Origin of the sequence: Gordonia malaquae NBRC 108250, assembly GCF_000344135.1 — a bacterium.
Lineage (GTDB): Bacteria > Actinomycetota > Actinomycetes > Mycobacteriales > Mycobacteriaceae > Gordonia > Gordonia malaquae.
In genome coordinates this window covers 1-11895 of the sequence record NZ_BAOP01000054.1, presented here as the reverse complement: position 1 = coordinate 11895, position 11895 = coordinate 1, and the positions used below count along the sequence as shown (strand labels likewise).

Below are 11895 nucleotides of genomic sequence, written 5' to 3'. Positions count from 1 at the left end.
AGGTCATCACCTCCCGCGGGTTGTGGTAGCCGTTACGCACCACCAGCCGGCGCCCATCCTCATCGTGAATCGCCCCGGCGTGTCCGGAGACTCTGTTCGTTGGGAAGGATGGAGTCATGTCAGGAAGTGGGACGAAGAGGTACCCGGCCGAGATGCGTGAGCGGGCGATCCGGATGGTCGCTGAGATTCGGGCTGAGGATGACTCGGAGTGGGCAGCGATGGGCAAGGTCGCTGAGCTACTCGGGATAGGTACGCCAGAAACGGTCCGCAAGTGGTGTCGTCGGGCCGAGGTCGATGCTGGCCAGCGGCCGGGAACAACGACTGAGGAATCGGCCGAACTCAAGCGACTCAGACGCGAGAACACTGAATTGAAGCGGGCTAACGGGACTGCTGCACGTATAGGTGACATCTGATCTGGCTTGCCCGAGGGTGGGCCTGGAAGGATGACTATCGTGCCTAAGCCTTATCCGCAGGAGTTCCGCGACGATGTGGTCCGGGTAGCCCGAGACCGTGAACCTGGCGTGACACTCGCGCAGGTCGCGAAAGACTTCGGGATCCATGAGATGACCCTGGCCAAGTGGATGCGCCGCGTCGCCATCGACGACGGACACAAGCCTGGAACAACGTCGACCGAATCTGCCGAACTGAGAGAGCTTCGGAAGCGGAATCGGTTGTTGGAGCAGGAGAACGAGGTCCTGCGACGGGCTGCGGCATATCTGTCGCAGGCGAACCTTCCGGGAAAAGGCTCTACCCGCTCGTGAAAGAGCTCGCCGCCGACGGAATCCCCGTCACGGTGACGTGCCGGGTACTCAAGCTCTCCAGACAGCCCTACTACCGGTGGCTCAGGGACGCGGTCACCGCGGCAGACTGGGTCGAAGCGGAGCGGGCGAACGCCCTGTTCGACGCGCATCGTGATGACCCGGAATTCGGGTACCGCTTCCTCGCCGATGAAGCCGAAGCTGCTGGTCAGCCGATGAGCGGGCGGACGGCATGGCGGATCTGCTCGGCCAACCAGTGGTGGTCGAGCTTCGGCAAGAAACGTGGGAAGAACGGTAAGAAGCCGGGCCCGCCTGTGCACGACGACCTGGTCGAACGCGACTTCACCGCCGACACACCGGACCAAGTGTGGCTCACTGATATCACCGAGCATTGGACCGACGAGGGCAAGCTCTACCTCTGCGCGATCAAAGACGCCTGCTCGGGGCGGATCGTCGGCTACAGCATCGACTCCAGGATGAAGTCCCGTCTCGCCGTGACCGCTCTGGACAACGCTGTTGCCCGCCGAGAGGACGATGTTTCGGGTTGTATTGTCCATTCGGACAGGGGCTCTCAATTCCGGTCGCGGAAGTTCGTGTCCGCGCTCAACCGACACGGCCTGGTTGGGTCCATGGGCAGAGTCGGTGCCGCCGGCGACAACGCAGCGATGGAATCGTTCTTCGCGCTCCTCCAGAAGGACGTCCTGGACCGGCACCGCTGGAGCACCCGCGAGCAGTTGCGGATCGCGATCGTCACCTGGATCGAACGGACCTACCACCGACGCCGTCGTCAGGCCCGCCTCGGCCGGTTGACCCCGATCGAATACGAGACGATCATCAACACAGCCGCCTCAGCGGCATGACACCGAAACTGTCACCTGGTCGTGCAGCAGTCCCCCGGCTTTATGTTTGCTTTGCGGGGTGGGGTCGGTGGCGGCGTTGGGTGGGAGGGGTCGTTGGCTTTTGGGGCCACCAGCTTGCGTTGCCGAGGAGTGTGGCGATGGCTGGTACCACGATGGTGCGGACGATGAAGGTGTCGATGAGAAGGCCTACGCCGATGATGAGTCCGACTTGGGTCATGATGCCGATGGAACCGGCGATGAGGCCGAACATGCTGGCGGCGAAGATGAGGCCTGCTGAGGTGATAACTGAGCCGGTGTTGGTGACGGTGCGGAGCACTCCGACTCGGACGTTGTGATGTGATTCTTCGCGCAATCGTGAGACCAGCAGCATGTTGTAGTCGGCGCCGACGGCTACCAGGACGATGAACGCTAATAGGGGCACAGGCCAAGCGATGTCGGTGTGGAGTATGTGCTGAAAGATCAGGACGCCTATGCCCAATGCTGCGGTGTAGTTGAGTACGACGGTGCCGAGTAGGTAGATGGGTGCGACCAGTGAGCGCAGCAGGATGATCAGGATGATGCCGACGATGGCCAGGGTGGCCAGGGCCAGGAGGCGGAAGTCGTTGGTGAGCAGTCGTTGCAGGTCGGCGTTGATAGCGGGGAAGCCGGCGACGGAGACGGTGGAGTCGGTCAGGGTGGTGTTGGGTTTTGCGTCGTTGGCGACGGTGGCGATGGTGCTGGCCAGGCGCATGGCGTCCGCGCTGTAGGGGTCGAAGCTTGTCTGGACGGCGTAGCGCACGGTGTGTCCGTCCGGGGAGATGAATTGGCGCGCAACGTCGGCGAATTGCTGGTCAGCGAAAGCATCTTTGGGTAAGTAGAAGCCGGTGGCCGAGTCCGAGCCGCGGGTTTCGCGCGCGGTGGTCTGTAGTTGGGCGGCGAGCGTGGCCATGCCGGCGAGTTGTTGAAGGTTGCTGTCGACGAGTGCAGATACGCCTTCGGCGAGTGTTCGCGAGCCGGCGGCGAGTTGGGAGACCCCGGTCTGCAGTTGGGCGAGTTTGGTTGGCAGGTCTTGGGCCCCGATGGTTCCCAGCGTGGTCTCGAGGGTGGCGACGGTGGCGTTGAGTTGGTTGGTGACCGCGGTGAGGGGGGTGTCCATCTGCGCGAGCTGGGTGGACAGTGTCGTGATCTGGGTGAAGAACCCGCTGTCGCGGAGTGCGGCGAGATCGCGGGCTTGTTGGCGCAGGGTGCTGCATTGGGGTAGTTGAGTGCACAGCGCTGAGTTATCCAGTAACGGGAGCACTGAGGTGATTGTGGCTATGGCGGCTGATGACTGTTCGGCCAGGGCTGCTAGCTGAGGGGCGTTCTGCGCGGCTTGGTCGAGTTGGGGTGCGGCGGCGGTCAGTGTTTGTAGAAGTGGTTGGTATTGACCTATTTCGGCCCCGATGGTGGTGACTTGGTTAAGAATGCCAGCCAGTGGGGTGAGATTGGTGCGGATCTGTATGTCGAGTTGTTCGAGGCCGTCGGCGAGTTGGTCTGCACCAGAACGCAATTGTTCGAGGTCACCTTTGCGGGCTTGGCCCTCACCCACTGAGCCGGCCACCCGATCGCCGATCTGCCCGTTCTGCCAGGAGAGTTGGGCTTGTTCGAGTTTGGCTCCGGTCGGGCGAGTGACACCGACCACACGGGTGACGCCGGGGATCTGCGCAATCCGAGCTGCCATCTGATCAAGGTCGGCAAGTCCGTTGGTTGTTCTCAGATCGGTGGGCGAATCCACGACGACAAATTCCGCGATGGTGATGTCTTGCGGGAAGTGCCGGTTGAGCAGTGCGTAACCTTCGTTGCTGTCGGTGGTTGTGGGTTGACCGTCTCGGTCGTCGTAGGTGATCTGAATGCCCAGCGCGGTGACGCTCAGGATCGTCAATCCGACGAGGCTGACGGCCAGCAACGGCGCCGGGCGGCGTACGACGAGGACCGCGATGCGGTTCCAGTAGCGCCGCGTGAGGTCTTTGCGCGGGGCACCCCACCCCCATCGCGCAGCCCACAGCAGCACTGGCGGCAACAACGTGACGGTGGCGAGGAATCCGATGAGGATCGCCACTGCGCAGGCGGGGCCGAGGGTGGCGAAGACGCTGAGCTGCCCGAAGACCATGGCTAAGAACGCGAGAGCAACAGTGCTTGCCGACGCAAGGATCACCCGTCCGATGGTGGCGGTGGCATCGATGAGAGCGTCGGACGCGGCGGCGCCTTGGCGCAGCCTTTCGTGGTATCTGCTGATCACAAAGACCGAATAGTCCACACCGGCGCCGAGCAAGATGACGGTCATGAACGCAACGGTGAATTGCGAGACTGGCATGCCCAGTTCGCCTAACGCAGACATGACTCCGCGGGCTACGGCGAGACTGATACCGATGACCAGAAGCGGTAGCAACGCAGTGAACACCGACCGATAGACGATCAGCAAGATTATGGCGATCAGCACGACGGTGGCGATGGTGATGACCACCAGATCCTTTTCAGCGGTGACGATTTGGTCGCTGAAGGTCGCTGTTGGTCCGGTCACGTGGACTGTCGTGCTGGTGCCGGTAAAGACCTCTGCTGCGGTCTCGCGGATCGATTCCACAGCGTGGGCCGCCGTCGGCCCGCCGAGGCTGCCGCTGACCCCGACGGGCAAGTACCAGGCTTTGCCGTCTTCGCTGAGCGCTTGTCGGGCAGTGATCGGGTCGGCGAGCAGGTCGCGTACGGCCTGCACATCATCGCGGTCGGCGCGGAGCCGGACCACGAGGTCGTCATAGCGTTGGCGGGCGGGCTCGGTGAGTCCGGCCGGATCTTCCATTGCCACGAACACCGTGGTCTTCGCGCCCTTTTCGTCGAACGCCTCGCCCATGCGATCGAGCGCCTGAAACGACGGCACGCCCTTAGGAATTGGGTCCACCGATTGCTGGCGCACAACTGTTTCCAACTGGGGAAACAGCACAGCCAACACCACGGCAACAGCCACCCAGACGCCCGCTACCAGCGCTTTGTGCGACAAGACGAAGCGTCCCACCTGCCCCAGCGACCGGCTGTACTCACCGCGACCGGTCGATCGCCGAAGCTTCACCACTGCTCACGCATCCATCGCTGCGTTGGCATCGCACACCCTTCGACAAATGAATCAATCGGTATCACTACGCTACAGCATGTAGCGAAAGGAATGGATTGTTCGGCGACGCGGGACTATCGGATCAGCGGCGGTGGGCGGCGAGAAAGTCGTCGACAAGCTGTTCGCAGTCCGCGCCACTCATCGAGCGAAGGCCGGACAGCCGCGCGAAGACCAGCGGGCCCACGAGCTGGGTGATGGCCACGCCGGGATCGAACTCGTCGAGTTCCTTCTGGGCGGCGGCGCTCTGCAACACCTGATCGAACGGTTCCCGGTACTGCGCGATGACACGAGCGCGCAGCGGCGCGAGGGTGTTCTGCTGCTCCCCGGGCTCCTCCGGCACCATCGCCAGCCACGCCAAGGCGGTCAATTGCAGTGGCGCCTGCTCGATCAACGCAGCCTGAGCACGGACCAACCGCACCAAACTGTCGCGGATTGGTCCGTGCGCGTCAGGGACGTCGGCGTGGGGCAACAATCGTTCGAACGCCGCAGCCAACAAATCGGTGGTGCCGTCGAAATGCCGGTAAAACGTCGTTCGAGCCACCCGCGACATCCGGGAGACCGCCCCGACCGTGACTGCATCAACCCCGCCGGTCTTCAACAGGGCAGATGCCGCATCAACCAACCGGTTGCGTGAACGAACCAAACGCGGGTCTTTGTCATCCATCACGTCCTTGGACCGAGGACCCGCGTCGCGCCTGGCCGCCATCACCGCACCCACACTCCCATCCCCGAGACTGCTCTCGGGCGCCTGGCGATCTTGGTTCGCACGAAGTGCTACTGATAATAGCGAAAGTCGAGGAGTGTCCGCCGGGCTAGTCGTGCAATTCACCTGTTCGACACCCCGACCCGGCAGGAAGGTCGGCGCCACGGTGCCCGCCTCCGGGGTACCTTCGGCGAAGGGTTGGTAGATCAATTCGGGGCTTGGCGGCAGGGCTGGGGTGGGTACTGCTGAAGGGTGAATCGCCCCGGGTCTGGTGGAGGCTCTGAATCCACGGGAGGATGAGGAGCATGGCAGCACCGAGGAAGTACCCCGACGAGCTTCGGGAGAGAGTCACGAGGATGGCTGTTCAGTCACGGCGCGATCCATCGACGAGGTCGGGCACGTTCCGCCGTGTGGGCGAGCAACTGGGGATCAATCCCGAGACTTTGAGGAACTGGGTTGTGCAGGCCGAGGTCGACGAGGGGCACCGTCCCGGGACCACGACCAGCGAGTCCCAGCGCCTGGTCGAGCTGGAGAAGGAAGTGCGTGAGCTGCGCAGGGCGAACTCGATCCTGAGGTCGGCCTCGGCTTTTTTCGCGGCGGAGCTCGACCGCCCACAGCGTTGATCGTGGAATACATCGACCAGTACAAGCATGAGTTCGGCGTCGAGCCGATCTGTCGGACGCTGACCGCAGCGGGCACGCAGATCGCGCCGAGCACGTACTACGCGTTCAAGACCCGACCACCCTCGAAGCGAGCACTGCGCGACGAGGAACTGCTGATCGAGATCCACCGCGTCCACTCGGCGAACTTTGGCGTCTACGGGGCGAAGAAGGTCCACGCCCAACTGCGTCGCGAGGGCGTCGTCGTCGCGCGCTGCACGGTCGAGCGGCTCATGCGCGTTGCGGGGTTACGAGGGATTAGCCGAGCCAAGGGCCCGCGCACCACGATCTCCGGTCGCGGCCCGGATAGTCGGCCTGACCTGGTCGATCGCGACTTCACTGCAACCGCTCCGAACCAGTTGTGGGTCGCGGACATCACCTACTGCCGCACCTTCGTCGGCTGGGTGTATGCCGCGTTCGTCATCGACGTGTTCTCTCGCCGCGTGGTCGGCTGGCAGCTCTCGAAGTCGCTACGGACCGACCTTGCGCTGGACGCGTTGGAGATGGGCATCTGGACCCGCGATCGCGCAGGCCAGTCGGTCACCGGGCTCACGCACCACAGCGACAAGGGCGTTCAATACGTCGCCATCCGCTACACCGAGCGTCTTGCCGAGGCTGGCGCGGCCGCCTCGGTCGGTTCCACCGGCGACTCATACGACAATGCCCTGGCCGAGGCCTTCAACTCGCTGTTCAAGGCCGAGCTGGTCCGCAACCGCGGGCCCTGGAAGAATATCGACGACCTCGAGATCGCGACCGCGGAATACATCGACTGGTTCAATCACCGGCGATTGCACGGCGAGATCGGCATGATCCCGCCCATCGAGCTCGAGGACACCTATCATCACAACCACCCCGCACCGGTACCCGCCGACGCGGCACTTGCGAGCCTCTGACAAACCCGGGGCGATTCAGTCTTGATCGACCCGCTTGGGTTCGACACCGGAATCCATCTCTGACTCCGCACACCGGAGCACAACGGCCAAGACCTCTGCGACAGCGGGGCCGCTCTGCGCGCTGGCGGGCGGCGAGACGCCCGCCGGGGCGAACGGCAACGTCATCATGCGAATGGCCTCAAGCGTTCCCAGAGGGTCGTAGCCAGCGAACCCCTCGACGAACTGCGTCGCCGCATCATCGATGCGCCGCTCAACCTCCGCTGCAGGGTCGGTCGCTTTCGAGACGTCTGAAAGCAACCCAGCAGTATCGAAGGCGCGCTCCAGCACTACCTGAACGTGTTGGTCGGCGTGCCCGGCTTTAGTAGCGTCCTGGCGGCGCTTCTTGTTCCGCCGTTTTCGGGAGGACTTGGATGCCATCAAAACGGCGCCTTCCCTTTTGCCCACTGCTTGGACCAATCGCCTCGGATGCCGGTGGCGTTGAAGTCACCGAGGTCGGTGGTGGCGAATGGGTTGTCGAGGTAGCGGACCTCGTCGTGCTGGGCGCCACGCGGGTCGACGCGGACGAGAGCGAGGCGGTAACGCGGGGCGGCGTTCTTACCAACCATCACCTCGTTGTGGGTGACGAAGAAGTCGGTCGCTCCTTCGATACGCGCTTTGACCTCGATGCGGTAGGTGTCGCCTTTGGCGTCTGTGGAGAGGATGTCGAAACCGGGATTGTTGAAGGCCTGCTCGACGGGCTTGCGTCCGAGTTCACGTTCACGGGCCATCACCAAGTCGACACCGCGGCGTTCGACCTCTTTGGTCTCCTTCGCGTGGATGGGCGCGGTCGCGGGTAGGTCGGTCTCCAGTATCCCGACGGGGAGCACCAGTGCTGCGGTGACGATGCGTGGTGGCTTGGTCGACATAAGCTGCTGGTGGTCAAGCAGTGCGAGCCTCTTGCGTAGACGGGCGTCGAGTTCGACGGCTTTACGATTCAGGCTCTCCGATGATTCTTTCGGTTTCTCACCGGCGCGTTCCTTTTCCGCCGCGACGGCGGCATCGAGGATGAGGCGGTCGCGTTCACCTTCGAGCCGCTTGATGACCAGGTCACGTGCCTTACTCAACTCCGCGAGGCGCCTCGGCTGAACGTCGTCGAGGTAGTCGGGGAGTTGGTTGGCGATAATCCAGCTCGTGGTTTTGTCTTCAGCACCTGCCAGCCACGGGAGGGTGCGGGCTGTATCGGTGACAGCGTTCTCGGGTGCCGCCACGCAGTCCAGGTAGGGCGCGGGGCCGGCAGGCGTCACGGTGCCGAAGCTGTCGACGTATGCGTAGCCGAAGCGGCGTGCGACGGACTCTCCGGTCGCGTCGGCGACCTCTTCGATCACGCCGACGAGCAGGTGTGTCTCCTCCAGCGTCGAGGAAACCAAGATCGTGCCTCGGTTGAGGGAACCACCGAACTGTCGCACGGACTCGTCCATGACCGCGTCGTGCAGCGGATGATCCGGGGCGAGAAGGTCGGCGCGGCTGAGTTCGTCGGCGTGGACCTTGCCAAGATCGAACGTGACTCGGTCGTACTTGGTTGCGATCGGCCCTGTGCCTGCGGCGCGTATTTGCTGGGGCACGTTCGCGATCTCGTAGCGACCCTGTTCGCGCCTCACGATGCGGCCGCCGAGGCGGGCGAAGGCGGCCTTGAATGCCATCTCGATGTAGTGCGGTTGAAGGCGGCGGGCGCGTGCTTCGTCCATTGCCGCGCGCAGTGCATGCAGGTCGGCCTCGGCCAGGTTCTCCGACGCCAATGCCCGTTCGTCGAGGAGATCCTTGAGTCCATCCCCGACCGACGCGTCGATGACCTCATGCATTTTAGCCTTGACGTCGGGGCGCTCGCCGTGCTGGATGGCATCGAGCAGGAGGTTGCGCAGCGGGGTCTCGGTGAACGCCTCGCCGAGGACGTCGAAGACTTTGCCACCGTATGTCTGACGCATCTGGTCGAGCTTCTCCAGCAGGCGGGTGAAGACTTCACCCTCGCGGGTGTTGGAGGCTACGAGGTTCCAGAGTCGGCAGACCTCTTCTTGGCCGATGCGGTGGATGCGGCCGAAGCGTTGCTCGATGCGGTTGGGGTTCCACGGCAGGTCGTAGTTGACCATCAGGTGCGCGGCCTGAAGGTTAAGCCCCTCTCCAGCGGCGTCGGTTGCGATGAGGATTTGGACGTCGCGGTTCTTGGTGAACTCCTCGGTGATCACGCGCCGCTCACCTCTGCGGACGCCACCGTGGATCGCCTTGACCGAGTCGGGCTTGCCGAGCAAAGAGCCGATCTTGGACTGGAGATAGTCAAGGGTGTCGCGGTGCTCGGTGAAGATGATGAACTTCCGTGGCCAACCGTTCGAATCGGTGACCAGCGCATTGTCCTGGAGGATCGTGGAGAGTTCGGTCCACTTGCGGTCGGTGCCAGCCTCGCGGACCTTCTTGGCGGTCGCAATCAGATCGGCGAGTTCGACAAGTTCTGCGTTGAGCTCCTCGACGGTCTGGGCGGCGGTGGCCGCGTCCATCACGTCTTCCTCAAGCTGCTCCAGTTCTTCGGCGTTGTATTCATCTTCGTCGAAGTCGCCCGAGCCGATGACGTCGTCGGGTTCCTTGTAGGTGCCGTTGAGGATCTCGGTCTTCTTGCGCTCCAGCCGTTCGGTGCGGCGGACGAGGCTCTTGTAGATCGCCTCAGGGCTGGAGGCGAGTCTGCGCTGAAGGACAGTCAGGGCGAATCCGACAGTGTTCTTACGCTTGCCGCCAAGCCTGTCGGCACGGTTCATGCCCTCGCGGACGTAGCGAGTGACGTCCTCGTAGAGGCCCTTCTCCCGCTCGGTCAACTCGTAGGGCACAGTTTCGGCGATGCGTTCAGGGAAGAGCTTCTTACCTTCGAACGTCAGCAGGTCTTCCTTGACCATGCGCCGCATGATTCCGGTGACGTCGACAGACTTCTTCTGCTTGCCCTCGAACCGATCGCGGTCGAGCAAAGTGAGGAAGAGCTGAAAGTCCTCTTCCTTGCCCGAGTGTGGAGTCGCGGTCATCAGCAGGAGGTGGCGGGTAATTTGGCCGAGCAGCTCCCCCAGCAGGAAGCGTTTGGTCTTCTCCAGCTTCCCGCCGAAGTAGTGCGCTCCCATTCTGTGTGCCTCGTCGACGATGATCAGATCCCACTCCGTCTCCTTCAGTTGGGCCTGGAGTGCCTCGTTGCGGGAGAGCTGATCCATGCGTGCGATCACGAGTGGGTTCGTTTCGAAGACGTTGAGGTTGATGTTGGCATCGATGAGCTGGTTGGTCAGCAGGTCGAACCGCAGCCCAAACTTGAAGAACAGTTCGTCCTGCCACTGCTCGACCAGTCCACCGGGAGCGATGATCAGGCACTGCTTGACGTCGTCGCGGAGCAGCAGCTCCTTGATGTAGAGGCCGGCCATGATCGTCTTGCCGGCACCGGGGTCGTCGGCGAGAAGGAACCGAAGCGGGGTCCGCGGTAGGAGTTCGCCGTACACCGCGCGAATCTGGTGCGGCAGCGGCTGCACGTCGCTCGTGGCGACGGCCAGCATTGGATCGAAAAGGCCGGCCAGCGAGATACGTTGGGCCTCGGCGACGAGCTTGAAGTCGCTGGCGGTGGCGTCAAACGCGCGGCTACCGCTGGTGGCGACGCTGAGGTTGTCCTGGTCCTTGCGGAACACAACCTGTTGGCCAAGTCCACCTGAGCCGTTCTGGTAAGTGAGTGCGAGTGCGTCCGTGCCATGCCATTGAGCAGCGATGACAGTGATCACCTCTGCGGGAATGAGACCCTCGACTCGCAGACCGGGCTTCAACTCTTCAAGCTGCACGCGTGGACCTCCTCATTGCCAGCCCTCGAACGCTACCCGCCGATACTGACAGGTTCGCCATCGCCAGGAATTCAACGAGACCAAGCCGAGTGGCATTGCCAGGCCTTCGAACGCTTGCTGAGAAGCTGTCGAAGACTTCGCTGAGGTGCCGCCCGACGCCCGTCACCTCGAGTTCCCATCGGCGAGTTCGCGCAATGCTCGCCCCAACTCCTCCGGAAGCGTGTCACGAAACACCCGATAAGCCGCCTTCGATTGTCGGGTCACCGGCGGCGGCCACGCCGGGCTGGTGTCCAACCCCCCCTGAGCAACCTCGCACCACATCCATGTCACCGCGTACGGGAGTGCGGCCGCGCGCCTCCTCGGACTCGCCGACCGCGCCCAATCGGTGAACCACGTGTCGGGCGTACTCGCGAGCTCGATGACTCGTCGCTCGAGCGCCCGAAAATCCCGTCGACGCGATAGTTCCCTCGCTGCCGCGCTGGCGGCTGCCGCGATCTCTGAAGGACTCGCGGCCAGTCGCGTGCTCGCCGCTCGCGATGTCCGTCTGCCAATGTCCGGGTCGAGTTCGATACTCGCTGCAGCAGTGGACCACGTCGACCCTGGCCGTTGTGCGCGCGCAATACACAGGGAGGCGTACAGCCGCCCCGTGCTTTCCTGCGTTGTCAGCATCCCAGCGAAATGACGACGGTAGGTGTGCTCATCGAGGAGTTGAGGGATCGCAGACAGCGGCAGATCGATCAACGCGTCGTGATGATCGATCTGCAGGCCGACATGGCGGCGGGCTGAAAGCACCTGGACCACCAGCCAGCTCAACACCGGACTCTTTGCCGCGCGATTGACGATCCATCCTCTCGGGCCGCCCGGGACGTCCGGGATCAGATCGAACCACTCGGCCAACCGTGCGACGGCGTCCGCACTCTCCGGACTGGACAGAATCCCATCCGCCTCCGCCAGTGCTTCACCGCGGGTGACTGCACTTGTCGGCGGCTGAATACCCCACCGAGGCCCTCGAAGCTCAGTTGTGCGACCAGCGGCTTCGGCTTGGAGATCTCCGGCCCATTCGACGAAACCGGC

General features: G+C 63.3%; 6 protein-coding genes, 2 pseudogenes and 1 other annotated feature. Of the genes and pseudogenes, 3 read left to right on the top strand and 5 right to left on the bottom strand.

The window, feature by feature from the left end:
• Positions 1–116: 116 nt before the first annotated feature.
• Together GM1_RS22810 and GM1_RS20555 are read left to right on the top strand one after the other, a co-directional pair.
• Positions 117–383 (top strand): annotated as a pseudogene (locus GM1_RS22810) (transposase); the annotation flags it as partial.
• Positions 384–452: 69 nt separating this feature from the next.
• Positions 453–1618, top strand: a protein-coding gene (locus GM1_RS20555) for an IS3 family transposase (protein ID WP_371308121.1) whose coding sequence is annotated in 2 segments (ribosomal slippage) — positions 453–737 and positions 740–1618 — 1164 coding nt in all. Because the reading frame shifts where the segments join, the coding sequence is not laid out codon by codon here.
• A 40-nt stretch (positions 1619–1658) separates the two neighbouring features.
• Here the strand turns inward: GM1_RS20555 and GM1_RS20550 are convergent.
• Both GM1_RS20550 and GM1_RS20545 read right to left on the bottom strand, forming a co-directional pair.
• Positions 1659–4700: an MMPL/RND family transporter gene (locus GM1_RS20550; protein WP_006896682.1), complete on the bottom strand. Its 3042-nt coding sequence runs from the start codon at positions 4698–4700 to the stop codon at positions 1659–1661.
• A 121-nt stretch (positions 4701–4821) separates the two neighbouring features.
• Positions 4822–5403, bottom strand: coding sequence for a TetR/AcrR family transcriptional regulator (locus GM1_RS20545; RefSeq protein ID WP_020173037.1), 582 nt, complete (start codon positions 5401–5403; stop codon positions 4822–4824).
• Positions 5404–5747: 344 nt separating this feature from the next.
• On the opposite strand from GM1_RS20545, the gene GM1_RS20535 reads away from it, so the two are divergent.
• A protein-coding gene (locus tag GM1_RS20535) for an IS3 family transposase (protein WP_223291304.1) occupies positions 5748–6994 on the top strand; the annotation gives its coding sequence in 2 pieces (ribosomal slippage) (positions 5748–6033 and positions 6033–6994; 1248 coding nt in all).
• Positions 6026–6154: a sequence feature (AL1L pseudoknot), on the top strand. (Overlaps the previous gene by 129 nt.)
• A gap of 15 nt (positions 6995–7009) precedes the next feature.
• Here GM1_RS20535 and GM1_RS20530 read toward each other — a convergent pair.
• The 3 genes and pseudogenes from GM1_RS20530 to GM1_RS22805 all read right to left on the bottom strand — a co-directional run.
• On the bottom strand, positions 7010–7411 hold the full coding sequence (locus tag GM1_RS20530) for a hypothetical protein (protein WP_006896686.1): 402 nt from the start codon (positions 7409–7411) through the stop codon (positions 7010–7012).
• Positions 7411–10821 (bottom strand): helicase-related protein, encoded by a 3411-nt coding sequence (locus GM1_RS20525; RefSeq protein ID WP_006896687.1) that lies wholly within the window; start codon positions 10819–10821, stop codon positions 7411–7413. The genes GM1_RS20530 and GM1_RS20525 overlap by 1 nt, the downstream gene beginning before the upstream one ends.
• A gap of 162 nt (positions 10822–10983) precedes the next feature.
• A pseudogene (locus GM1_RS22805) lies at positions 10984–11895 on the bottom strand (TniQ family protein); the annotation flags it as partial.